Here is a 23,014-nt window from a genome sequence, read left to right as displayed (position 1 = left end):
TGGAGTGCGTTGTTCAGAGTAGGTTCACGTCTTCGGCGGGGTCAATGGGTCGGCAGGGCTCGGTGGGACTTCCCGCGATTGTCGGTGCCGGGCGCTACGGTCGAACCGACCGCAGCCGCCGGAGCTCACCGGATCGGGGACCGTGGATGACCACCACCGCCGACGATGTACGCACCATCGCGTTGGCTCTGCCCGATACGGCCGAAAGGCTCGCCTGGGGGCAGCCCACCTTCAGGGTGGCCGGCAAGATCTTCGCCGCGCTGGGCGATGACGACACGACCATGGGTGTGAAGTGCCCGGTCGAGGACCGGGCCGAGCTGATCGCGTCCGAGCCCGAGAAGTTCTTCGTGCGCAAGGGGCACGACGACAACTACGCCTGGCTGCGGGTGCGGCTCGCCGCCCTGGAGGATGCGGCCGAACTGACCGCCGTCCTCACCGACTCCTGGCGGCAGGCCGCCCCGCGCAAGCTGCTCGACGCCCACCCGGAGCTGGGCCTTCCGCCGGCTGTCGACGGCTGAGGGGTACTCAGGGCCTCAGGAAGCCGGTGATCCGCTGCCGCAGACCGCGCGCATCCAGGCCGTGCGCCGCGAGGTGTTCCTCCAGCTGTCCGTACCTGCGCAGCTCGGCCCGGCCCACCCCGAGCCCGAGTACGCGGTGCGGCAGCTCGGTGAGTGCGTCGCCCGCCGCAGCCGTGGATGTGCCCGCCAGGTAGGGCTCGACGATCACGACATCGGCGGTGGGGCCCCCGCCGGCCGCCCGGCGCAGTCCCGCCGAGTCGAAGGGCCGCACGGTGGTCGCATACAGCACGGTCACATCCAGGTCCTGCGTCGCCGCGAGCACGTTGTCGAGCATCGGTCCCACCGCGATCACCACCCCGCCCGCTCCCTCCCGGACCGTGTCGAAGCCGGTCCCGCTGACGGGGCGGCCCGTTCCGTTGGACTGGAGGGAGAGGCGCACGTAGACACGGCCGTCCGCCGCGACTGCCTGTCTCAGGAGCGCCTCGGCCTCGTCCGGGTGGCCCGGCACATGCACCGTCCAGCCGTCGAGCGTGTCCAGGAGGGCGACGTCGCCCGGCGACATATGGGTGAAGCCCCCGGCCGGCCAGTCGTACGAGGCCCCGGCGCTGACCAGTACACCGCCGACCCCCTGGTGACCCAGGTCCAGCTTCACCTGCTCGAAGGGCCGCTCCACCAGGAAACTGGCGAAGGAGTGCATGAGCGGCCGCATCCCGGTCAAGGCCATCCCGGCCCCCGTGCCGATGAGCAGCTGTTCCCTGATCCCTACATTGATCACCCGGTCGGGATGCGCCCGCTCGGCCCGGTCGAAGCCGTCCCGGCTGATCTCGGCGAGCACCAGGGCGAGGCGGGGGTCCTCGTCCAGCAGTCGCGACGTGGTGGCGATGAACCGGTCACGCATGGTGTCCATGATGAAGTGCCTCCGTTGTCCTGTTCGTTGGGTGCGGGCGTTCAGCGCTTGGGTGTCACGCGGGCGATCACGGCGTGCGGCCGGCCGGGATGCGGCGCGGTGAAGGCGCCGTACAGCGCCTCGTGGTCCCGGCCGTCCACGACCCGTACCGACCAGCCGGCGGCCTCGAACCGTGCGGCGATGCCCCCGGGCCTGGCGTGGGTCGCGGAGGCGTTGTCGATCACCAGGGTGTGGAGCTGCTCGAGTCCGGCCGGGCCCGCGTAGGCGATCGCCTCGTGATTGCTGCCCTCGTCCAGCTCGGCGTCCCCCGTCAGTACCCAGACGCGTGGCTCGGTCAGCCCCTGCGCCCGAAGCCCCAGCACACTGCCCACGGCCAGCGGGAGACCGTGGCCGAGGGACCCGCTGCCGATCTCGGCACCCGGGACCAGCAGCCGGTCGGGGTGGTGCCCGAGCGGTGAGTCGTAGGACCCGAAGCCCGGGAGCAGCTCCTCGCCGAAGAAGCCGCGTGCGGCCAGCACGGCGTAGTACGCCATGGGTCCGTGGCCCTTCGAGAGCAGGAACCGGTCGCGGTCGGGGGCGTCGACGGTGCCGGGCGAGACCCGCAGCACCCGGTCGTACAGCACCCAGAGGGCGTCCAGTGTGGAGGTCGCGGCGGGCCCGTGCTTCTCGTCGCCCGTCATCAGGCTCATCAGCCGGTTCAGGTCGCTGTACCCGTGGACCGGCACGGCAGTCGTGTTCGTCATGCCGCTCAGCGTTCAACATCAAGCATGGTTGAGGTCAAGGTCCGTAAACGGGTTCGTGACCACCCGTCCGAGTGCGGTATTGTTCTCATGCGCGTTCGGCCAGGGGAAAAGACCAGGTCAGATGGGCATCGGGACGTGGCGCAGCTTGGTAGCGCACTTGACTGGGGGTCAAGGGGTCGCAGGTTCAAATCCTGTCGTCCCGACTCGAGAGAGTCGCAGGTCAGGGCCGTTTTCGGAGAAATCCGAAACCGGCCTTTGATCATTTCTGGGGACCAGTTGGGGACCGGTGTTCTTGGCTGACGCCGCCGGAGGTGGCGTCGGTGTCGGCGAGCATGAAGGCGTCGGCGTTATCGAGCGCCGTCGCACGGGCACGCGCACCACGATCTGCCCGGCTTCGGGTACGGGGACCTGGCGGGTGGTCCGGTCGGGTCAGGGACCACCGAGCAGGGCGGTCATCGTCTCGGGCAAGCGGGGCTCCCCCCGCGGGTGTTGGGTCAGTGGCTGCGGGTGCGCGGGGCGTTGTACGGCTCGTCGGTGATCCCTCGACGGCGGCGCGGACGCTCGCGGGGCGCGTTCCGTGCCTCTGGCTCGTCGCCCGCTCGAGCCCCCGGTCATTGTCCAGCGGGGAAGTCCGTCGAGGCTGCCAGGCCACGCTGCGCCTCGAAGTCGTCGATCCGCTTGCGCAGCACGCCGAGGGTCGAGTCCAGTGCTTGCGAGCCGAGCATCATCCGCAGGGGTGCCGGTTCGATGTCGACGGATTCGATGATGCGCGCGGCCATGCGCTGTGGGTCTCCGGGCGCCAGTCCCTTCGCCGGGTCGAGCATGGCCTGGAAAGCATGGGCGGGGTTGCCGTCGTAGACGTCCATGAGTTCGGCGACCTGAGCGCTGCCGTACCGGAACTCGGTGCGAGCCCCGCCCGGCTCGACGATCGTCATGCCGATACCGAACGGAGCAACCTCCTGTGCCACCGACTCGACGAATCCTTCGATGCCCCATTTGGTGGCGTGATACATGGAGTTGCCCGGGAAGGCGACCTGCCCGCCGTAGGTGGAGAGCTGGATGACGCGTCCGCCGCCCTGAACGCGAAGGTGGGGCAGGGCGGCGCGGATGAAGGTGATGGAGCCGGTGAGGTTGGTGGCGATGATGTGGTCGATCTGGGCGTCGGTGAGTTCTTCGGCGGCCCCGAACAGCCCGTAGCCGACGTTGGAGACGACGACGTCGACCCGGCCGGCGGCGAACGCCTCGTCCACCACCTTGCGTGCGGCGGTGGTGTCGGTGACATCGAGCAGGGGTGCCGTGAAGGTGTCCGGATAGGTCTCGAGCAGGTCGGCCACTGTCTCCGTGGACCGGACGGTACCCCGGACGCGGTCACCCTTCTGCAGGAGCTGAGTGGTCAGGGCGCGGCCGAATCCGCGGCTGACGCCGGTGATGAGCCAGGTACGCGTGGTCATGCTTCTTCCTTCGTGGACGTGGTTCTGGAGGCGGCGGCCGGGGCGATGGCATCAACGGTGGCCAGGGCATGGAGCATGCGCGGGTAGCCGACAGTGAGGGCGGCGATCAGAAGGGGGCGGTTGTTGTCGACGTTCAGGTTGGCCGCCACATGCCCCTTCACCTGTGGGCCGGCGCCGCCGAGGGCGGAGGCGAGCTGCGTCATCAGCCGTTCCGGATCGGTGACGGCCGGGGTCGAGACGTGGCCGGGGAAGAGCCGCTCGTGTGCCGCTGCGGTAGGGGGCGTGCGGGCGGTCACGGGCGCACCAGCACCTTCAGTGCCTCGCGGTCGTTCATCGCCCGGTAGCCCTCCGCGATGTCCTCCAGGTCGACCGTACGGTCGAAGACGCGGCCGGGCCGGATCGAGGCGTCGAGGATGTGCGGCATCAGCTCCTCGATGTAGGCGCGGGCGGGGGCCACACCGCCGGTGAGGGTGATGTTGCGCATGAAGTCACGTCGGTGAACTGCGGGGCGCCGACCCGGCTGATCGTGCCGCCGTCGCGCACGACGCCGAAGCTCTGCACGATGGCGTCCTGCAGTCCGACGCATTCGAGGACCTTGTGGCTTCCCTCGCCGCCGGTCAGCTCGCGTACACGGGCGATACCCTCCTCCCCGCGCTCGGCGACCACGTCCGTGGCCCCGAAGTCGCGGCCCAGGTCGGTGCGCGCGGTGTGGCGGCCCATGAGGAGGATCTGCTCGGCGCCCAGCAGCTTGGCGGAGATCACGGCGGCCAGGCCCACCGCGCCGTCGCCGACGACGGTGACACTGTCGCCGCGGTGCACGCCTGCGGTGCGGGCGGCGTGGTAGCCGGTGCACAGGATGTCGGAGAGGGTCAGCAGGTCCGGCAGCAGGTCGGAGTCCTCGCCGACCGGCAGCTTGACCAGGGTGCCGTCGGCGTGGGGGACGCGGGCGGCCTGGCCCTGGCCGCCGTCGACGCCGTTCACCCCCCACGATCCGCCGCGCACGCAGGAGGTCTGCAGGCCCTCGCGGCAGTACGCGCAGGTGTTGTCGGAGTAGACGAACGGGGCCACCACCAGATCACCGGGATTCAGCGTGCGCACAGCGGAGCCGGTCTCCTCGACGACGCCGAGGAACTCGTGGCCCATGTGGCGGGGGCTGTCGGTGGGCGGTGCCGACTTGTACGGCCACAGGTCACTGCCGCAGACGCAGGACAGCACGACCCGAATGACCGCATCGGTGGGATTTTGGATCGTGGGGTCGGCGACGTCCTCGACGCGTACGTCGGCGGCGGCATACAGCAGGGTGGCTCGCATGAGTAAAGCTCCTGGGGGTGCAAGACAGTGTGGCGGGGGCTGCCGTCGGTGACGGCGTGGCTATCTGCGGGGCTCGGCGCCGGCCGGGCTCGGCGTCTGCGGGGCTCGGCGCCGGCCGGGCTCGGCGTCTGCGGGGCTCGGCGCCGGCCGGGCTCGGCATCAGCGCGGCTCCAGGCGGAGGGTGGAAGCACGGGCGCTGTCGGTCAGGACGTGCTCGACGATGCTCGGGTAGCGCCCGTACTTCTCCCGGTAGGCGGTGTCCACACCCGCGTACTCGTCGGGGCCGGCTTCGCGGAAGGTGACGTCCTGCCGTACACCGCCGGCTTCGATGCGGCCCTGGTGACGGGACTGCGTTCCCTGGTACCAAGGGCCGGCGGTGCCTTTGACCGAGCGGACGTAGACGTGGTCGCCGGCGCGCACCACCCACATGGTCACCGGATTGCGCAGCGTGCCGTCGGCGCGCTCGGATGCGAGGTCCAGCTCCTCTGCAGCGCCGATCTCTTCCAGGTCCGAACCGTTCCAGGTCGTCATGATCGTTCCTCCGGGCCGTTCAGGAGCCGAGGGCGACGTTGCCGAGTCTGCTGACCACGGCCGGGTCGCGGTGGTCGAAGAACAGGGAAGCCCCGGTGTCCAGGGCAGCGACGGCTGTCATCTGGTCGTCGGTGAGCGCGAAGTCGAAGACGTCGAGGTTCTCCGCCATGCGCTCGGCGCGCACCGACTTGGGGATGACGACGACGCCGCGCTGGATGAGCCAGCGCAGCACGACCTGCGCCACGGACTTGCCGTGCCCGTCGGCGATCTCGCTCAGGTGCGGGTCGGTGAAGAGGTTGTTGCGTCCCTCGGCGAAGGGACCCCACGACTCGATCTGGACCCCGCGCTCGCGCATGACCTCCTGGTCCGCTGTGCGCTGGAAGAACGGGTGGGTCTCGACCTGATTCACCGCGGGGGTGATCTCGTTGTGGTCGACGAGGTCCACGAGCCGGTCCGGGTAGAAGTTCGAGATCCCGATCGCCCGGATGAGACCTTCCTTGTGCAGGCTCTCCATGGCCCGCCAGGAGCCGTAGACGTCTCCGTAGGGCTGATGGATCAGGTAGAGGTCGAGGTAGTCCAGACCGAGCTTGCGCAGCGAGGTGCCGAAGGCGCGCTTCGCCTTGTCCTCGCCGGCGTCGGAGATCCACAGCTTGGTCGTGACGAACAGGTCTTCGCGCGGGATGCCGCTGCGCTTGATCGCGCGACCGACGGCCTCCTCGTTGCCGTAGGCCGCGGCCGTGTCCAGGGACCGATAGCCGGCGGCGAGGGCATCGGTGACGGTCTGCTCGGTCTGCTCGGGCGGGATCTGGTAGACGCCGAAGCCGAGGACCGGCATCTCGATGCCGTTGTTCAGGGTGACGGTCTGCATGGCTGTCCCTCGTTCTTGGGTAGGTGCGGATACCGGGAGTCAGCGTTCGAGCATGTGCCGGGCGCTCTCGGGATGGGTTTCGCCGGCGGCCGGGGGCAGGCTGGAGAGCCTGTCGAGCTGCTCGGAGGTCAGCTGGACATCGGCGGCGGCGGTGTTCTCCTCGACCCGGTGAACGCGCTTGGTACCCGGGATGGGGGCGATGTCTTCACCCTGCGCCAGCAGCCAGGCCAGCGCGACCTGCGCCGGAGTGGCCCCCGCGTCCGCGGCAACGGCCTGGACCTCGTCGGCGATCCGCAGGTTGCGCTGGAAGTTCTCGCCGGTGAAGCGAGGGTTGCCGTGTCGGAAGTCGCCTTCCTTGAACGCGGACTCGTCCCGGACCGTGCCGGTGAGGAAACCGTGGCCGAGCGGGGAGAAGGGCACCAGCCCGATGTTCAGCTCGCGCAGCACCGGCAGGACCCGCTCCTCCAGTCCACGGGTCCACAGCGAGTACTCCGACTGGACGGCGGTGACGGGGTGGACGCCATGGGCGCGGCGGATGGTGTCCGGGCCGGCCTCCGACAGGCCGAAGAAACGGACCTTGCCCTCGGCGATGAGCTCCGCCACCGCCCCGGCGGTCTCCTCGATCGGAGTGTTCGGATCGACACGATGCTGGTAGCACAGGTCGATGTGGTCCGTACCCAGCCGCTTCAGTGAACCTTCCACGGCACGGCGGATGTTTTCCGGGCTCGAGTCCAGGTTCCACGCACCGGCACCGGCGTGGGCGATCATGCCGAACTTCGTCGCCAGCACCGCTTCCTCACGCCTGCCCTGCAGGGCCAGGCCTACCAGCTCCTCGTTGGCGTAGGGGCCGTAGATCTCGGCCGTGTCGATGAGGCTGACGCCCAGCTCCAGCGCCCGGTGGATGGTGCGGACGGATTCCGCGTCGTCGGTCCCGGAATCGCTGTAGCCGTGGGACATGCCCATAGCGCCCAGCCCGATACGGGAAACCTCCAGGTCGCCCAGCTTGATGTGCTGCATCGCTTGTCGCCTCTCGTCGTTCCCCGGCCGGTCGTCGCAGTCGGGGGCTCGTACAGCGGTACCCGCCAGGCTCCGGTGCGTCTCAGCCGCTACGCCGTGCGGGCACATCGTGCCGACGCTGACCAGCTTGCCCCCGCGCGCCGACGACAGGCAGGGCGAGCCGTTCGGGGGAGTGGCCAGCGGGGGCGTGACAGGGCCCCCCTCGGCAGGCGTGTCAGGACGACGCCGGAGGGACACTTGCCTCATGGGACCTGAGCAGCACAGCAGCGGCGACGAGCTGGGACGTTTCCTGCGTGCCCGCCGCACACAGACCAGTCCGCAGAGCGCCGGCCTCACCCCCGGCCCCGGCGTGCGCCGCACTCCCGGCCTGCGGCGCGAGGAACTGGCCACCCTCGCCGGGGTCAGCATCGACTACTGCACCCGGCTCGAACGCGGCAAGGAGACCAGGCCCAGCCCCGCCGTGATCGACGCCCTCGCCCGCGCCCTCCAGCTCGACGATGCCGAGCACCAGCACCTGCGTGCCCTGGCCGTGCGCGCCGCCCGCTACGCGCCCGAGCCCGCGCCGGCACCCAGCCGCACCGTGCGCCCGCATGTGAAGCTGCTGCTGGAGAGCGTGCGCCCGAACCCGGCCTACGTCGTCAGCCGCAGTATGGACGTCCTGGCTCACAACCCCGGCGGTCTCGCCCTGTACGCCGGCATCGCCGAGTGGCCGGTCAAGCAGCAAAACCTTGCCCGCTACCTCTTCCTCCACCCGTCTGCTCGTGATGTCTTCCCTGACTGGGAGAACCAGATCCGTGGCTGCGTCGCCCGATTGCGCGCTCTGGCCGGCACCGACCCCGACGCTCCCGACCTCACTCAGCTCGTCGGCGAACTGCTGCTCAAAAGCCCCGCCTTCGCGGGCCTGTGGGAGCGCTACGAGGTCACCGGCCGCAAGATCGCCACCAAGACCTTCCAGCATCCTCAGGTCGGGAAGATCACCCTCGCCTTCCAGGGGATGGCCCTGGAAGGCACCCCAGGCCACCGGATGGGCATCTACACCGCCGAACCGGGAACACCCGACCATGACGCCATGCTCATCCTCGACATGACCACCGCACCTGCCGAGCCGAGGCCCTCCACGCAGCAGCGGTGAACCGCGCAGAGGTGCCGTGCGACACGCTCGCCGACGAAGAAAGCCGTGACAGAGAACGGGCCGTCCCAGGTGCGACCACCGGCGATATCGCTTCCTGAACCGCCCCGTGTCGCACCAACGGGGCGGCATGGCGGAGAGCCTCGCCGGGCCGCCGTGATTCCGCGCTCCGCCTACCGAGGTCAGGGACGGTAGCGGGAGTGCCCGATATGCCAGACGTAGGAGGCGGCAATGGACTCCAGGGCCCCAGCGTGATCGGCGAGTTCACCGGCGGAACCGGCGGTGAGTTCGGTGAGGCGACTACGCAGGATGACGGCCTCTTCTTCACACATCCGGGCAGCTCGTCGGAAAGCACTCTCGATGTCGCAGTCGTACTGATGCATCAGTAGCGTCGGCAGGCTCAGCGGGCCCGGCCCACCGTGGGCTGCTTCCTTCGCGTACGAAGCGACATCGTTGATCCATCCGGCGAGGTTGCCTACGGCCGATTCCACCTCTCGGACCGCCGTCGAGGAACGCTGCTGCGGGGTGAGCTCGTATCCGAGCGCCACCTCCGCGGCTGCCATGACGGTGCGTACGAAGACCGTGTGGGGGCGCATGGCCCGGTAGTCACGGACCGTGACCTGGTCGGGGGCGTGGAGGTGATGTGCTTCCCAGAGGATACCGAAGAAGTTGTCGCGCAGGTGGGCGGTGATCCTCAGATACTGGGTGGGCGTGGCCCGTTCCTCGAAGCGGGCCAGAAGGTCCCGCAGGGATGCGCCGAAGACGCTCGGCTCGACGGCGGACCGTTCGTCGTGGTGGCCGGCGAGCAGTTCGATGAATTCACCGCTCCTGCGGACCAGTTCGGCAAGGTCGTCGGCTCCCGCGGTCTCACCGCAGGTGTCGTCGAACGCGGTCAGCCACAGGAACAGGTCGGCGCAGAGAAAGAGGCTGCCGATGTCGGCCGTCGGGAGGGTGCGGGCGATGCCCTGGCTCGTGATGTTGCACAGGGCCGCTCGCGCGCCCGGCGAGCCGATCAGGGGATAGGTGGTGAGCCAGTCGTCGGCATGCCGCTCGATGGCGTCGGCGTGAGGGCTGATGGGGAAGGGGCCGGGAAAGGAGTCGCGGAGGTCGGGCATCGGCAGTGCGGCGGGGAGCGAACGGGGCGCCCCTGGAGGGGAGTCGCTCATGCCGCAATCTCCACGACCGCATGCTTCCTGGCCTCGACGGTCATGTCGAGGGAGGACGGGTGCACGGTGATCTCGGGTATCGGGCGGACCGGCTTACCGGGGGCCGGGCGCAGTCGCCATCGGGACGCGACGAGTGCCGTGATGACAACGGCCTCGGTCAGGGAGAACTGGTCGCCGATGCACATTCTCTTGCCGACCCCGAACGGGATGAATGCTCCTCGCGGCGGCTGGGGCCGTTCCGGGAGCCAGCGGTCGGGGTCGAAGCGCAGCGGGTCGGGAAACAGTTCCGCGTCCCTGTGCATGGCGTAGGGGCTCCACATGACGTCGGTCCCTGCCGGCAGACGGAATGCGCCGATCTCCACAGGGGAGATGGCCTGCCGGGTAAGGATCCAGGCGGGATTGTGCAGCCGCAGGGTCTCGTCGACGAGACGGCGAGTGAAGACGAGCTGGGGAATGTGCTCGAGGGCGATCGGTCCGGCGGCGAGCACGGAGTCGACTTCCTCGTGCAGTCTGCGCTCCAGTTCCGGATTCTGGCCCAGCTCGTGGAAGAGCCAGGCCAGGGTGACCGCAGTGGTCTCGGATCCTGCGGCGAGCAGCGCCGTGACCTCCGCCATGACCTCCGCGTCGCTCAGATGACCGCCGGTCTCGTTGGGGGCGGTCATGAGCAGGGAAACGAGGTCGTCGTGTGCGTCGGGGTTCGCCCGGTGGTCGGCGATGATGGCCGTAATGGCCTCGCGCAGTACGGCGTTGGCGGCCCGTGCCTTGCGGTTGCCGGGCGTCGGCAGCCGTTCCAGGGCCGAGATGGGGACCATGGCGTGCGTCAGAGCGGCCTTGAAGACTGTGTCGACGCTGTTGAGGATCGTCTGTGCCGGTCCGGGTTCCGGGGTGGAGGAGAACAGGGCCGCCATGACGACGCCTTGGGCCATCAGCTGCATTTCATTGCACACGTCGACGGTTTGGTGGTCGCTCCACGCCGAGATGGACGGTTCCACGGTGTCCCGCATCATCTCGATGTAGCCCTTGACCTGTTCGCGGTGGAGGGCCGGCGACATCATGCGCCGTCGGTTCAGGTGCTGCTTCCCCTCTGCCACAGGCAGCGGGTTTCCGCCGAAGAGCTTGAGCTTGTCGAAGAGCAGCCCCTTGTTGAAGTGCTGGGACCGGCGGGTGAGTACGTCCTGGAGCAGCTCGTGCGAGTTGATCACAACCATCGGCTTCGGGCCGATGTTCATGCGCACGATGGGCCCGTAGGAGCGGAGTTTCTGGACGTACGCCAGTCGGTCCCTGATGAGCGGCAGTGCGTGTCCTATGAGCGGCAGTCGCCCGGGTGCGGTCGGCGGAAGATCTTTGTCGGCGCTCAAGTGCCTGTCCTCATTGTCTTGCGTGTTCACGGGTGTTCGTGCAGGTGGTCGATCGACTCAGAGGTGACGGATCCGCAGCATCTCTCGCGCGCAGAGGATCTCGGCTTCGATCATCGCGTCGGGCGCGTAGAGGGTCTTGTCGTGCCACAGGGCGGGGTGCTGGGCGCGTGCGTCCACTGCGGCGTCCAGGTATGCCTCGGCGCGCACAAGGGCGCGGACCTGGCGTGGCCCGGGTGCGGGAGGGGCGGCGGAGAGCAGAATCTTGACGGCGTACGCGGTCTCCTCGGCGGTGCCGCCCCAAACGCCCCAGGAGCCGTCGTCCCGTTGCGTGTCCGCGGTCCAGGCGGCGGCTTGTGCGACCGCGGCCGTGGCATGGTGACCGCCGTGCTGTGCGAGCGCGCTCACGCACCGCTCGGTGGAGTAGTAGGGGGAGGCGTGCCATTTGTCGGTCCAGTGGCCTTCGGTCCTCTGCTGGCCGATCAGCCAGTCGCACAGCTTGTCCGAGCGGGGATCGTCGATGCCGTCCGCCGGAGGCAGGTGCTGCGAGCAGCTGACCAGTGCCTGGAGTGCATGGGCGTTCGCTGTGACCGACCCGGTGTCCTCTCCGATGTAGCAGTCGAAGTGGCTGCCGTTGTGGAACAGGTCGAGCGGGCCGGGCCCGTACGGCCGGCCGACGAGTGAGGCCACCAGTACGGCCATGGCAGTGTCGTCGGCATCCGTCATGAGGCCGGGTGCGCCGCGCACTCCTTCAGGGTCGTAGATTTCGTCGACCCACGTACGGACGGTGGGCACGCCGGCGGCCGGCAGGCCTGCCCTGGCCAGCGCAGCGGCAACCCACAGCCGTTCGAAGACGCGGATAGGCGCTGCTTCGGTGAAGAGACCGTCGTATCGATGTGCGACGGGTTCCAGGTGGGCGACAGCCTCTTTCACGGCGGCAGATGTACGTCGTGATGCGGCCCAGGCGGCGGTGGCGGCCGGCGAGCTACCCAGGAGACCGTCGATGTCGGGTATGAGAGCCGGAGGTATGTGCCCGGCTATGCCTTCAAAGGTGTGGTGGAGTTTGACGGGAAGGGCACCTGCCGCCTTGTACCGTCCGGCGACGTATGCGGGGGCCCCCTCGTGATACCCGCCCGGTACCGCCAAGCGGTCTGCCGTGCCTACCCCGGCGAGGCCGGGAATTTCCTCGGCGGCGAGGGCTAGGTGCTCGTTGACCTCGGAGATGAGGCTGGGCACGAGGAGCTCGGCTGCGGCCGTGTCGGGCCACGGGCCCTGCGGCGGAAGTGCGCGCAGCGCGGCAAGGCCTCGTCCTGCTGCGCTTGTGAGCCGGTCCCTGACATCCCCGGAGACGGTGGCCCGCCGGAGTACCGCCAGCGTGGCCTCGACCGCGCTGAGGGTCGGGAGCAGACGATAGGGCTCCGGGCCGTCCCCCCAACTGCCGTCGGATGCCTGCTCATCGAGCAGATATTCGACCCGGCGCGTCTCGCCGTGCAGCCAGGGTGCCGCCGAGGTGACGCGGGCTGTCTCGTACAGGGAAGGGCGGACGCTGCCCCACCTGTCCTGGTCGACCCTGGCCACCAGACGGGTGGCCTGTTCGGAAAAGGTCGTACCGGTGGGCGCGTTGCTCATGGGGGTGGTTTTCTCCTCACTGTCGGGATGTACGTACGGGCGGTGCTGCCCTTATGCCTGGCGTATGGTCGCGGCGTCCGCAAGACGGCGCAGGGCGGCCGTCGTGACGTCTGGGAAGGGGGCCTCGTCCAGGGCTGTGAGCGCGGCGGTCCGTCGCACGGAGATCATTTCCTCCACGCTCTCGCGGGCGCCTGTGGAGTCGAGGACGGAACGGACCGCGTGCGCCTGATCCTCGTTCAGATCGCTTCGGCCGACGAGGCTGCGCAGGGTGTCCAGCTCCGCGGGAGAGGCTCGCTGGAGCGCGAGTGCCATCAGTACGGTGCCTTTGCCCGCGCGTAGATCGTCGAGTACTGATTTGCCTGTGTCGAGGGAATCACCGAAGACCCCGAGCAGGTCGTCACGCAGCTGAAACGCTTCTCCCAGCGGTATGCCGAATCCCGTGCACGCCTCCAGCACCGGCGGAGCGGCACCGGCCAGCGCCGCCCCGATGTGCAGAGGGCGCTCTATTGTGTATTTCGCTGTCTTGTACCGGATAATGTGCAACGCTGTCTCGACATCGTCGGACAGGCGGCCCGTGGTCTGAAGATCCAAAAGCTGGCCGTACATGACCTCACTCCGCATTTTCGCCAGGAGCGGCCGTACTTGGGCAAGCCGGTCAGGTGCGGCCCCCGCTGTTTCCAGCAGTTCGTCGGACCACACGAGCGCCAGGTCTCCGAGGAGTACGGCGGCGCCGAGGCCGTGCGCCTCGGCCCTGTCGCGGCGCCCGCCGCCGTCGGTGTAGGCGCTGGCGAGCGCGCGGTGGGCGGACGGCTGCCCGCGACGTATGTCGCTGTCGTCCATCACATCGTCGTGTATCAGGGCGAACACCTGGAAGAGTTCGAGGCTGGCGGCCGCGCGTACGGCGGCCGCCGGGTCACCTGTCGCCCCTGCTGCCTCCCATCCGTAGAGGCACAGCATGGAGCGCAGGCGTTTACCGCCGACGAGGAGTCTGCGGAGGGTGGACGTCAGGTGCAACAGCTCGGTACCTGGGGCCGTTCGGTCCTTGGCGTCCAGGAACCCCGTCAGGGCGGAGCCCACCTTGTGGTGCAAAGAAGAGAGGTCAGGGAGAGCGGGGAGTATTTCTGTCATCGGTCGATCCCTTAATCGAGAACCGTCGTGAAGTTCTTCATGCGCACAGAGGACGGGCCGGAGACAGAACTCTCCTGGATGGCGCGGTGGTGCCGACCGTTTCCACGGACTGCACCACCGCGTCACAACGGCCGTGTGAGGCTGGGCCGAGGGCCTCTACGACGCGCTGAGATCTGTATCCGCCACGGCTGACCCGTCATTCCTCCTGGAGCCGGCGGGGCTCCGGGACCAAGGCGTTGCGCCCTTGGCATCGGGGGTCAGCGGCGTGAACCGTGCGGGCAGCGCGGTGAGCGTCCGGTGGACGGCCCCGGCCCGGTAGGCGAGTTGTTCAGCGGGGACGGCCAGCTCGATGTCCGGCAGATAGCTGACGAGGCGCTCGATCGCGGTGGTGGCGATGAGCAGTGCCACGTCACTGGCGGGACAGGCGTGAGGACCAGCCGCGAAGGCCAGGTGCGCCTTGGTGCCCGAGCGGTAACCATCGGACGGGGCCCCGGCGTGAGGACAGGTGTTCGCGGCGGCGTACGAGACCATGACGGGTGAGCCTGCGGCTATGGCCGTCCCGTGGAAGTTGATGTCCTCCTTGGGCACATGGAAGCTGTAGTTGGCCAAAGGCGATTCGTTCCACAGCGCGTCGTTGATGGCATGCTGGATGGGCAGACTGCCGGTGGTCAGGGTGCCGAAATAGCGCTCGTCACTCAGCATGCGGACGAGCGTGTTCGCGATGAGATTGACCAGCGGTTCGTTTCCCGCGCCGAGCGTGATCAATATCTGGTTGGTGGCCTCTTCCTGGTTCAGGCCATTGGGGTGATCCATGAACCAGGAGGTCAAATCCTGGCCCCGCTGGGCGGACTTGGTGGCGTACAGCGTCTGAAGGTAGGCGCCGAACGACTGTCCGCCTGCTGCCTGCTTCTCCGGATCGCTGTCCACCATCGCCGCGAGGGCTTGCACAAGCCGTGGGCCGTGTTCGTCCGGCATGCCGAACAGGGCGTTGAAAATCATCAGGGGCAGCTGCTGCGCGTACTGACGGACGAGGTCGACACTTCCGGTATCGGCGAAGTCCTGGAGCAGCGTGTCGGCGTAACGGCACGTCAGGGCGCGCACCTCGTGGGGATCCAGGAGGCCGAAGCTGTCCGTGATCACACGCCGCAGGTGTGCGTGCTGCTCACCGTCGGCGAAGAAGAGGCTCGGCCGCCATTCCACCAGTGGCCTGATCGGACTGTCCTCCGGCACCTGGTGAAGCCAACTACGAGTGTCCTTGGACCAGGTGTCCGTGTCCCGCAGGAGTTCGATGGCGGCCTGGTAGTCGCTGACCAGATGGACAACGACACCAGGGGCGACCTCGGCGACTCCGACGGGCCCCTGCCGGCGCAGCAGTTCATAGCTGCGCTGGGGGTTGGCAGCGTGCTCGGCCCCGTACAGGGAGACGGGCGCATCGGTCGGGGTGATGGTCACGGGGTTTCGGCTCCGGAGGAGGAGATGGAATGGGCGGTCAACGCGATGAGGGCTTCGAGGCTGCTGTTCATATCACGGGCATCGCAGGTGACCAGCGGGGTGGTCGAGTCGAGATCGAGCTTCGAACGGAGCAGCTGTATCGGGTAGTCGGGCGAATCAGGGAAGGTATTGACGGCGACCGCGTACGGCAAACCGCGCTCCTCGATGAGATCCATCACCTCGAAGGACTCGTCCAGACGCCGGGTGTCGGCCAGGACGAGTGCTCCGAGAGCTCCGAAAGCGATGCCCTCCCACAGAGGAAGGAAGCGGCGCTGCCCCGGAGTCCCGTAAAGATACAGAACGATCTTGTTACCCGGCAGGGTCCGGCGGCCGAAGTCGATGGCCACCGTGGTGGTGGTCTTGTGGCGCAGACCGACGAGGCTGAGGTCGTCGGTGGAGGCCGCAGCGTCGGTCATGACCTCGTCGGTGTGCAGCGTCGGTATCTCCGACAGCGTTTGTATCGACGTCGTCTTGCCTACGCCGATGGGACCGGCGACGAGAATCTTGATGCGTTTGTGTGTCCCCTCCGGCAGGTAGACCGGGCGCGCGCTAAGCGACGAGGAGTTGGCGGAGTCCACTCAGAACCTCTTCCATAACTGCTTTCGACGGACGGTCGGCGCGCAACGCGGAGAGAGCGTCCGGAACAGGGTCACTTGCCTCTAACTGCCCCTCACTGACGAGCTGCCCGGCGATCATGAGGCTCGCGCCGACCGGGAGCTTGAGGTAGCCGGCCACCTCGATGACGCTGAGGTAGCCGTCCACGACGAGTTCGACCATGCGCAGCTGTATCGGTGTGTGATGAGAGGGGAGAGGAAGGCCGGTGGCGCGCAGGGCTGTCAGCCTGTCGAGGTTGCCCGTGATCGGGGCCTCGGAGCCCCCCGTTCCCAGATAGGGCGGAAGCAGCCTCCGCTCCCGACTCATGACAGGCCGTCCTGGGCGCGGGCGGGTACGGACATGCTCTGCTGGCCGAGCTTCATGGCCTGACGGGCCATTGCGCCCGCCACCACGCCCATGGGCATGTCGTCAGTGCCCGCGGCCGCGATCAGAGTGTTGTCCCCAGCAGGCATAACCATGTAAATGCCGTGTTCGTTCTGCGTGGTGGCAGTCACGAGTGGTGTGTTCTCCGGCTGGCCCAGAGCCGTATTGGTGGCAGCCCTGGCGGCGGCGTAGAAGGCGGACGTCATCGCGCCTATGCCTTCCGCGTCGTCCCGCTTGAGATTCTCCGAGGTCGCCTGAACCATCCCGTCGCGGGTCATCGTCAGGGCGTGCAGGACGCCCTTGATCTCGGTGATGGGCTTCAGGTACCAGGCGGACTGATCGGGCTGGCTGTAGCTGTTGAGGGTCACGGTGTTTCCTCCGAATCGGTGGTTGCTCGGCCGCTGGCCAGCCCCTCCTGGAAGTCGTTCCAGGTGTCCTGGGCGCGGAGAGGATCCTGGGGCCGGTACCTGGGTGCGGCATCCTCGGTGGCCGGTATCGCGGCGCTGCGCCGGTTGCGCTGAGGCAGTTCCGGCGCAGCCGCGGCAGCAGCTGAGCTGCGGCTGGGTGCGGAGTCGGCAGGCGGGGCCGGGACGGTGCGCTTGCGGACCTGGGGTGGCGAGGCAGGCAGCGGAGCCATTGCGGAAGGGGGTTTCGCCTCCTCGTTCATCGAGGTCAGCAGGTTCGGCGGAATCGACAGCACAGCACGCACCCCGCCGTAGGCAGATTGGTGGTTGACGGAGACGGCGAAGCCGTAGTCGGCCACCAGCCGGCCGACGGCGGCAAATCCCTGCGACGGTGGGTCACCGAGCTCGGTGAGCATCACCTCCTGCTGGTTGCCCGACAGCAGGCGTGTCCCGCGGATGGTCGCCTCCGCGGTCATGCCCGTACCCGAGTCGTCGAACGTGATGCAGACATTGCCGTTCCCGGTCTGGAGCACGCTGACTTCCACCATCAGGTCGTCGCGTGAATGCTCCAGCGCATTGGCCATCAGCTCCGCGCAGGCCATGGCGATGGGCTCGGCGGCACGTCCGACGACGCCGATGTCGGAGGACCGGAGCCGTGAGGTGATCTGGATGCGTTCGAAGCCGCGCAGCCGCGAGGAAGCACCACCGATGATCTCGGTCACATACGTGTCCTTGCGGACATGCCCCGGCCAGGCCCCGTACGCCACGGCGGACTTCTGAAGGAGCCGCAGAAGCTGCTCGTTGAGGTGGTCCGCCTTGAGCAGCCTGGTGGTCAGACTCTGCGGGGCGCTGAATTCGTGCTGCAGCTCGTCGATCTCCGTCTGCAGACGGTAGGAGAGCGCCTGTGCGTCCTGGTTCGTACCGCGCAGGGCAGCTCGGGCAGCAGCGTCCACACGGCGTCGTTCCTTGAGGAGACTGACGGATACGTGCTCGAGCACGGAGTCCAGGAGAAGCGCATCGTCGGAACCGGCGAGGTCCTCGTGCAGCAGGCCGGGAACGGGATGGTGTGAACTGATCAGATTCAGTGCCAGAGCAGGAAGCCGCGCGGAGACAAGGTGGCGTACCTCGTCGCGGAACTCCGCTGCATCGGCTTCGGCCTCCTTGGCGTGGGTCTCAGCGGATTTCTTCTCCTGCGCTGCGGTCAGCGCACGCCCTTCGGCATCTCGCATACGGGATTCAAAGCCATTGCGGGCCGATTCGTATTCATTGCCGCGCCGTATGTGTTTCCTGCGCGAGCGTGCCAACAGCACGACAGTGACGGCCATAAGGACTGTCACGGCGCCGAGTGCTATGGCGGAGTCTGATAGCAAGGTCACGGGGGAGGGGTCCTAGGGTCGGGTTCGAGCTGCCGGGAACTTGCCCGGCGGACACGTCGGTCGATAGAGGCTGGCTGTCATTTCCGGATGCGCCTGGCGGCCCTGTCCGTCCTGTGGTCGAGCGTCGTTCGCAGGGTGTGAATGATCTGTGAAGGATGAACAAGCGGAGGCGGCTCGGTCGCTCCTCGACGGCCGACCCGGCACGGAGCAAAGGAAGGCAGTCGCAGGTGCGGCGCTGTGGTCCTTGGCGGCTTTCTCCGGTTCGCTTCCGTCGGACACCCCGTCACAACCACTGCGACGCCGCGCCTTTGGCGCGGCCGCAGGGCCATCCGGCCTTCGTGAACAGGGGATCAGGGTCCATCAGAGCTCCGTCGAGAACGGGGTCGCAGGCGATATCGGGGCTCTCCGCCATCAAGTGCAGTGGTGCCGCAGCGACCCGGCATGCCAAAACGCCGTCATTGTACGGCGGTTGAAGCGCTTGCGCAGCGTGGGCGAGTGCGACAACCGGAACCTATTCAGGGCGAAGGGGATCATCCTTGCAGCCGGCCCGGCTGCGGAACGAGCGCTTTCACCGCCGCCTACTGACAGTTCATCACCGCTCACCGGACGAAGCAGGCCCTGATGCGTTATCCCGCAGGGTGATTCGCGAGTTGATGTCTGTTTCGTGATGACGATTGGATGAATTGTGTTGGTCGTCAGCTCGTGCCTGCTGCTGTCGGCCCCGCCCGTTCCCGACTTTTCGAACTCGTAGCACAGAGGCCGCATCGGATCTTTCCGATGCGGCCTCTGTGTTGTTTCGGGACTCTTCTCAGGCCGTCCGGCCGGAGCCCGCTCCCGTTGCGGTCTTGATGCCCTTGGTGATGTCGTCCAGGACGGAGAGTTTCGGCGCCTTGGTGTTGACGTCGAATCCGGAGCGGACCAGGACCAGCATGTTCTTGGCGTTGGGGGAGGGGAACGCGAGCGACTGGACGTATCCGTCGTCGCCGTTCTTCGTCACCACCTTCCAGCGCACCAGGTAGCCCTTCTGGCCGGCCACCGTGACCGCCTCGGACTTGAGCTGCTGGTGCGAGGTGATGCCTCCGTAGATCTCCTCGCCGTACGACTCCTCGGAGTTGGCCTTGATGTCCTTCTCCGCTGCGGCCTTCGCCGTTGTCGCCTCGTTCTTGAGGGCCTGTGCGGGGGCGGAGAACACGCCGCCGCGCACGCACGTCTGGCTCTCGTCGCCGGGGCAGGTGTACTCACCGGTGGTCACCCCGGCCCCGACCGGACCGGACCGGCCGGTCCAGCCGTCGGGTACGGGGATGCTGATTCCGCTGGCCAGGTCGGTCGCGTACCCCTCCTCGGTCTGCGGGATCTCCTCGCCGGGGTTCTGCCCGCCGCCTCCGTCCTCGCCGTCCTCGCCGCCCCCGGGTGCGCCCGGGCGGTCGGGGTTGCCCGACGGTGCGGGCGCGGGGGACGTGGCTGAGGTGCCGGCCCGGTCGCCGGAGTCGTCCCCCAGCAGATAGGCGCCGCCGCCGACGGCAGCGAGTACGACAACACCGGCGGCGATGCCGGTGCCGATGCGTATCCGGCGGCGCCGGACGGCCGCGGGCGCTGTGCGGAGCTGGTCGGTCCACCGGCTGCCGTCCCACCAGCGTTCCTGGCGGGGGCCGATTCCTGAATACCCGGGGTCTGCATGCCAGCCGGGCGGGGTCGTCTGGGTCACGAGGAGCACCGTAGGCGCACCGGGTGAGAATCGTATGAAACGCACAGCGTGGTTGTAGTCACTCCTCGCGGAAGCCGTGTCCGGCGAGCGATACGGCAACGCCGTTCACCGCCGGGCTTCGTGCATCGCCACGGCTGCCCCGGAGCTGCCGGCAATCGTGGCGACCTGACCCGTACATACGCGTACGCGGCGGCGGTGCGCCCGCACCTACGGCCGGGGTGGGGGCGTCCTCGGGCGGCGAAGGCAGCCGTGCCCGGCTACGGCTCGATCAGCCCGGCCCGGATGGCGTACCGGGCGAGCTCCAGGCGGTCGCGGAGGCCCAGCTTCTGCAGCAGGTTGGCCCGGTGCCGTTCGACGGTCTTGACGCTGATGACCAGAAGGCCCGCGATGTCCTTCGACGAGTGGCCCTCGGCGACCAGCTTGAGGATCTCCTCCTCGCGTTCGGTGATGGTCCGCGCCGGGACGTCGCCACCCTGCCTGACCCTGTCGAGGTAGTTGCGGATCAGGGCGGTCACCGCACCCGGGTAGAGGAACGGCTCGTCACGCATCGCTGCCCGGCACGCCTCCACGAGGTCCCGGTCCGCGACGGACTTCAGTACGTAGCCCGAGGCCCCGGCCTTGAGCGCTTCGAAGAAGTACTGCTCGTTGTCATACATGGTCAGCATCAGAATGCGCAGTTCGGGCTGGACCCGGGACAGCTCCCGGGCGGCCTGAAGGCCCGTCAGGCGGGGCATGGCGATATCGAGGATGGCCAGGTCGGGGTGTTCGGCGCGGGCCATGTCGATGGCCTCGGCGCCGTCGCCCGCCTCGGCGACGACCTGGAGATCCGGCTCGCCGTCGAGGATGAGCCGCACCCCCCTGCGGACGAGGGCGTGATCGTCGGCGAGCAGGATCCGGGTCGGGCCGGAGGACGAGCCGGAGCTCGGGGAGTGGGGCATGGTCAGGTGCTTCCGTTCCGGACAGGCACGTCGAGGCGTACTTCGGTACCGCCGGACGGACCGGCACCCAGGGTCAGTTCGGCGCCGATGAGCAGGGCGCGTTCACGCATGCCGCGCAGACCCGCACCCTCGGGGGCGCCCCCGAGGCCGCGGCCGTTGTCACGGATGCGCAGTTCCACTCCACCGGGGCTGCGGCGCAGCGAGAGTTCGAGCAGGGTGGCCCGCGCATGGCGGACCGTGTTGGTGAGGCACTCCTGGGCGATGCGGTAGACGACCAGCTCGGCCTCCTCGCCGAGGTTGGGCAGATCCTTCTCCATCTGCCGTCCGACCCTGAGGCCGTCCGGCGTCGGGGTCTCGGTGGTCAGCGCCGTCAGCGCACTGACCAGACCCAGCTCCTCCAGCATCCCGGGCCGCAGTCGGCGGGCGATCCGGCGGATCTCGTCCAGGCTTCCCCGGGTGATCTCCTGGACCTGGTGCAGGTCCTCGCGCAACGGGTCCGGGGCGTGGTCGGCGACCCTCTTGAGTTCGAGCAGGACGGCGGTGAGGGTCTGGCCGACCTCGTCGTGCAGTTCCTGCGCGACCCGGCGGCGCTCGGCCTCCTGGGCCCAGAGCGCCCGTGCGCTGCTGGTCGCGCGCTCCGCCTCCAGCCGGTCGAGCATGCTGTTGAACGTCTGGATCAGGTCGGCGACCTCTCCCTGTCCGGCGACTTCGGGGCGTGGACGGGGGCTCAGCAGGTCGATGGTCGTCATCGCCCGGGTGACCCGCTGGAGGGGAGCGAGTCCCAGCCTCAGGAGCGCCGCGTTGGCCCCGAGCATCGAGGCGATCCCGCCGGCCAGGATCAGGGCCTCGGCCAGCAGGACCGGTGCGGATACGGTGATGGGGCCGAGCAGCAGAAGGGCCCCGGCCGCGACCAGTACCGCGGCGTTGAGCAGGAAGATGCGCCAGAACAGGGACACGAGCGCACGGTCTCCTTCCGGTGGGCGGGCGGGTGACGGACTCCACTATTGCCGGTACCGGGAGGTACGGGCGGGTCCAGGGATGCGGGCGCACGTGTCTGCAGGGTGCGCACCCCCGAAGATGGGTGTCGGCCCCTATGGTCCGCGGCCCGGCCTCCGGGTGACGATGAGGTCCGATTCCTTACCGGGAGGGAGTCACCATGCCCCACTACGACGAGCGGCTGTGCGGTCTCGAGGACCGGCTCCGCAGCGATGGTCCCGACGTCGCCGACGGCTTCGGCCGCGGCACTCCACGTGTTCCGCGCGAGTTCCGGTACGGCCTCGCCTGGCTGTGGCTCACCGTGGGTCTCGTCGGTCTGGTGACCGGCATCGTCATCGGCCACGGTCTCCTCATCGCCGCCGCCCTCGTGGTGGCCGGGATCGCGGGCCAGCTCTTCGACCCGCAGCGGAGCAGCCGCCGGAGCCGTGTGCAGCGCTCCCCCTGACCCTCGCTCTTTGGTCCGACCACACGCCTTGTGTGACATAGTCGGACGATGCGTATCGCCCGGAGCAGGGAGTAGCGGATGCCCGTCGAGTGGCAACCCGTACGGCAGTCCCGCACGCACGAGCTCGTGCTCCAGAGCATCGAGGAGCGTGTCTTCGCCGGAGAGCTCAAGGCGGGCGACCGCCTACCGCCCGAACGGGAACTGGCACCGGTGCTCGGAGTCAGCCGTTCGGCTCTGCGTGAGGCACTCCGGGTGCTGGAGACCATCGGCGTACTGGTCGCGCAGCCGGGCCGGGGACCGGATTCCGGGGCCCGGATCGTGCGCAACCCTGACGATGCCCTGGGCCGTCTGCTGCGTCTGCACTTCGCCCTCGGCAGCTACAGCCTGCATGACGTGCTCGAGGCGCGCGTCGTACTGGAGCGCTCCAGCTGGGAGGCCGCCGCCCGGTACGCCCCGGCCGAGGACCTCGACGAAGCCGAGCAGCTCCTCGTACGGATGGGGGATCCGGATGTGGGCGTGGCCGAGTTCAACGATCTCGACACCCGCTTCCACGTGCTGATCGCCGGGAGTTCGGGCAACGCGCTGACCTCGACGCTCACCTCCGCGGTGCGGGAGTCCGTACGTCCGTTGATCCTGCGGGCGCTGGAGGAGACCGAGGACTGGCCGGCCACCGCGGGCGCACTCAACGCCCAGCACACGCGGCTGCTGCGGCTGGTGCGCGAGGGGCGGGGCGGCGAGGCGGCGGACCTGGTCGAGGAACACATCCGTGGCCTGCACGGCACGCTGGTGGATGAGACATAGCCCCGCACGGGGCTGCGGAGGAGCGGGGACGGTGCGCACGAGCACCGTCCCCGCTCCTTTTTTGTCCCCCCGTTGTGCCGCACGGTTCCCCATTCGGACCGAGGCTAGTATGGTCGGACCATAAAAA

Annotated in this window: 23 protein-coding genes, 1 tRNA gene and 1 pseudogene; 5 read left to right on the top strand and 20 right to left on the bottom strand. The window is 68.5% G+C overall.

Annotated elements, in window-relative coordinates:
• Positions 1-146 precede the first annotated feature (146 nt).
• Entirely contained in the window at positions 147-518 is a 372-nt protein-coding gene (locus ACFWBQ_RS00265) for an MmcQ/YjbR family DNA-binding protein (RefSeq protein WP_385482192.1), read from the top strand.
• 7 nt (positions 519-525) lie between these two features.
• On the opposite strand, the gene ACFWBQ_RS00260 is transcribed toward ACFWBQ_RS00265, so the two are convergent.
• Positions 526-1,425, bottom strand: coding sequence for a transketolase family protein (locus ACFWBQ_RS00260; protein ID WP_385482189.1), 900 nt, complete (start codon positions 1,423-1,425; stop codon positions 526-528).
• A gap of 41 nt (positions 1,426-1,466) precedes the next feature.
• Positions 1,467-2,168: a transketolase gene (locus ACFWBQ_RS00255; RefSeq protein WP_385482186.1), complete on the bottom strand. Its 702-nt coding sequence runs from the start codon at positions 2,166-2,168 to the stop codon at positions 1,467-1,469.
• 129 nt (positions 2,169-2,297) lie between these two features.
• Here ACFWBQ_RS00255 and ACFWBQ_RS00250 point away from each other — a divergent pair.
• A tRNA-Pro gene (locus ACFWBQ_RS00250) sits at positions 2,298-2,371 on the top strand.
• Positions 2,372-2,779: 408 nt separating this feature from the next.
• Here ACFWBQ_RS00250 and ACFWBQ_RS00245 read toward each other — a convergent pair.
• From ACFWBQ_RS00245 to ACFWBQ_RS00220, 6 genes and pseudogenes are all read right to left on the bottom strand, one after another.
• Positions 2,780-3,619, bottom strand: a complete 840-nt coding sequence (locus ACFWBQ_RS00245; protein ID WP_385482184.1) for an SDR family oxidoreductase — start codon at positions 3,617-3,619, stop codon at positions 2,780-2,782.
• Entirely contained in the window at positions 3,616-3,915 is a 300-nt protein-coding gene (locus ACFWBQ_RS00240) for a hypothetical protein (protein ID WP_385482181.1), read from the bottom strand. Before ACFWBQ_RS00240 ends, ACFWBQ_RS00245 begins: the two co-directional genes overlap by 4 nt.
• Positions 3,912-4,930, bottom strand: a pseudogene (locus tag ACFWBQ_RS00235) (zinc-dependent alcohol dehydrogenase family protein). Before ACFWBQ_RS00235 ends, ACFWBQ_RS00240 begins: the two are co-directional and overlap by 4 nt.
• A gap of 159 nt (positions 4,931-5,089) precedes the next feature.
• On the bottom strand, positions 5,090-5,461 hold the full coding sequence (locus ACFWBQ_RS00230) for a DUF2255 family protein (RefSeq protein ID WP_385482179.1): 372 nt from the start codon (positions 5,459-5,461) through the stop codon (positions 5,090-5,092).
• A gap of 19 nt (positions 5,462-5,480) precedes the next feature.
• Positions 5,481-6,329 carry an aldo/keto reductase gene (locus ACFWBQ_RS00225; RefSeq protein WP_385482176.1) on the bottom strand — a complete coding sequence of 283 codons (849 nt, stop codon included), beginning with the start codon at positions 6,327-6,329 and terminating at the stop codon, positions 5,481-5,483.
• Between the two features lie 39 nt (positions 6,330-6,368).
• A complete protein-coding gene (locus tag ACFWBQ_RS00220) occupies positions 6,369-7,346 on the bottom strand; it encodes an aldo/keto reductase (protein WP_385482173.1) in 978 nt (325 codons plus the stop codon).
• Between the two features lie 244 nt (positions 7,347-7,590).
• Between ACFWBQ_RS00220 and ACFWBQ_RS00215 the strand changes: the two genes are divergently transcribed.
• The gene (locus ACFWBQ_RS00215; protein WP_385482170.1) at positions 7,591-8,478 is read left to right on the top strand and encodes a helix-turn-helix transcriptional regulator; all 888 of its coding nucleotides are present in this window, start codon (positions 7,591-7,593) and stop codon (positions 8,476-8,478) included.
• Between the two features lie 179 nt (positions 8,479-8,657).
• On the opposite strand, the gene ACFWBQ_RS00210 is transcribed toward ACFWBQ_RS00215, so the two are convergent.
• From ACFWBQ_RS00210 to ACFWBQ_RS00155, 12 genes are all read right to left on the bottom strand, one after another.
• Positions 8,658-9,641 (bottom strand): terpene synthase family protein, encoded by a 984-nt coding sequence (locus ACFWBQ_RS00210; protein ID WP_385482167.1) that lies wholly within the window; start codon positions 9,639-9,641, stop codon positions 8,658-8,660.
• Positions 9,638-10,999 carry a cytochrome P450 gene (locus ACFWBQ_RS00205; protein ID WP_385482165.1) on the bottom strand — a complete coding sequence of 454 codons (1,362 nt, stop codon included), beginning with the start codon at positions 10,997-10,999 and terminating at the stop codon, positions 9,638-9,640. Before ACFWBQ_RS00205 ends, ACFWBQ_RS00210 begins: the two co-directional genes overlap by 4 nt.
• A gap of 57 nt (positions 11,000-11,056) precedes the next feature.
• On the bottom strand, positions 11,057-12,625 hold the full coding sequence (locus ACFWBQ_RS00200) for a prenyltransferase/squalene oxidase repeat-containing protein (protein WP_385482162.1): 1,569 nt from the start codon (positions 12,623-12,625) through the stop codon (positions 11,057-11,059).
• 51 nt (positions 12,626-12,676) lie between these two features.
• Complete coding sequence (locus ACFWBQ_RS00195; RefSeq protein WP_385482159.1) at positions 12,677-13,753, bottom strand: polyprenyl synthetase family protein; 1,077 nt, start codon at positions 13,751-13,753, stop codon at positions 12,677-12,679.
• A 156-nt stretch (positions 13,754-13,909) separates the two neighbouring features.
• Positions 13,910-15,205, bottom strand: a complete 1,296-nt coding sequence (locus tag ACFWBQ_RS00190) for a cytochrome P450 (RefSeq protein WP_385482156.1) — start codon at positions 15,203-15,205, stop codon at positions 13,910-13,912.
• Positions 15,202-15,822, bottom strand: a complete 621-nt coding sequence (locus ACFWBQ_RS00185; protein WP_385482153.1) for an ATP/GTP-binding protein — start codon at positions 15,820-15,822, stop codon at positions 15,202-15,204. Before ACFWBQ_RS00185 ends, ACFWBQ_RS00190 begins: the two co-directional genes overlap by 4 nt.
• Positions 15,794-16,165, bottom strand: a complete 372-nt coding sequence (locus ACFWBQ_RS00180) for a DUF742 domain-containing protein (RefSeq protein ID WP_385482150.1) — start codon at positions 16,163-16,165, stop codon at positions 15,794-15,796. The genes ACFWBQ_RS00185 and ACFWBQ_RS00180 overlap by 29 nt, the downstream gene beginning before the upstream one ends.
• On the bottom strand, positions 16,162-16,590 hold the full coding sequence (locus tag ACFWBQ_RS00175; RefSeq protein WP_385482148.1) for a roadblock/LC7 domain-containing protein: 429 nt from the start codon (positions 16,588-16,590) through the stop codon (positions 16,162-16,164). Before ACFWBQ_RS00175 ends, ACFWBQ_RS00180 begins: the two co-directional genes overlap by 4 nt.
• Positions 16,587-17,855: an ATP-binding protein gene (locus ACFWBQ_RS00170; protein WP_385482145.1), complete on the bottom strand. Its 1,269-nt coding sequence runs from the start codon at positions 17,853-17,855 to the stop codon at positions 16,587-16,589. Before ACFWBQ_RS00170 ends, ACFWBQ_RS00175 begins: the two co-directional genes overlap by 4 nt.
• A 955-nt stretch (positions 17,856-18,810) precedes the next feature.
• Complete coding sequence (locus tag ACFWBQ_RS00165; protein ID WP_385482143.1) at positions 18,811-19,707, bottom strand: DUF2510 domain-containing protein; 897 nt, start codon at positions 19,705-19,707, stop codon at positions 18,811-18,813.
• 257 nt (positions 19,708-19,964) lie between these two features.
• Positions 19,965-20,645 carry a response regulator gene (locus ACFWBQ_RS00160; RefSeq protein ID WP_385482140.1) on the bottom strand — a complete coding sequence of 227 codons (681 nt, stop codon included), beginning with the start codon at positions 20,643-20,645 and terminating at the stop codon, positions 19,965-19,967.
• Positions 20,646-20,647: 2 nt separating this feature from the next.
• On the bottom strand, positions 20,648-21,601 hold the full coding sequence (locus tag ACFWBQ_RS00155) for a HAMP domain-containing sensor histidine kinase (RefSeq protein ID WP_385482137.1): 954 nt from the start codon (positions 21,599-21,601) through the stop codon (positions 20,648-20,650).
• 200 nt (positions 21,602-21,801) lie between these two features.
• On the opposite strand from ACFWBQ_RS00155, the gene ACFWBQ_RS00150 reads away from it, so the two are divergent.
• Positions 21,802-22,086, top strand: a complete 285-nt coding sequence (locus ACFWBQ_RS00150) for a DUF3040 domain-containing protein (protein ID WP_385482134.1) — start codon at positions 21,802-21,804, stop codon at positions 22,084-22,086.
• Between the two features lie 78 nt (positions 22,087-22,164).
• Positions 22,165-22,887: a FadR/GntR family transcriptional regulator gene (locus ACFWBQ_RS00145; protein ID WP_385482132.1), complete on the top strand. Its 723-nt coding sequence runs from the start codon at positions 22,165-22,167 to the stop codon at positions 22,885-22,887.
• Positions 22,888-23,014 lie beyond the last annotated feature (127 nt).

This window comes from Streptomyces sp. NPDC060035, assembly GCF_042736635.1.
In the GTDB taxonomy this organism is placed as follows: domain Bacteria; phylum Actinomycetota; class Actinomycetes; order Streptomycetales; family Streptomycetaceae; genus Streptomyces.
Note: the sequence above shows the minus strand (reverse complement) of the source record. Positions and strands in the feature narration are given on the sequence as shown.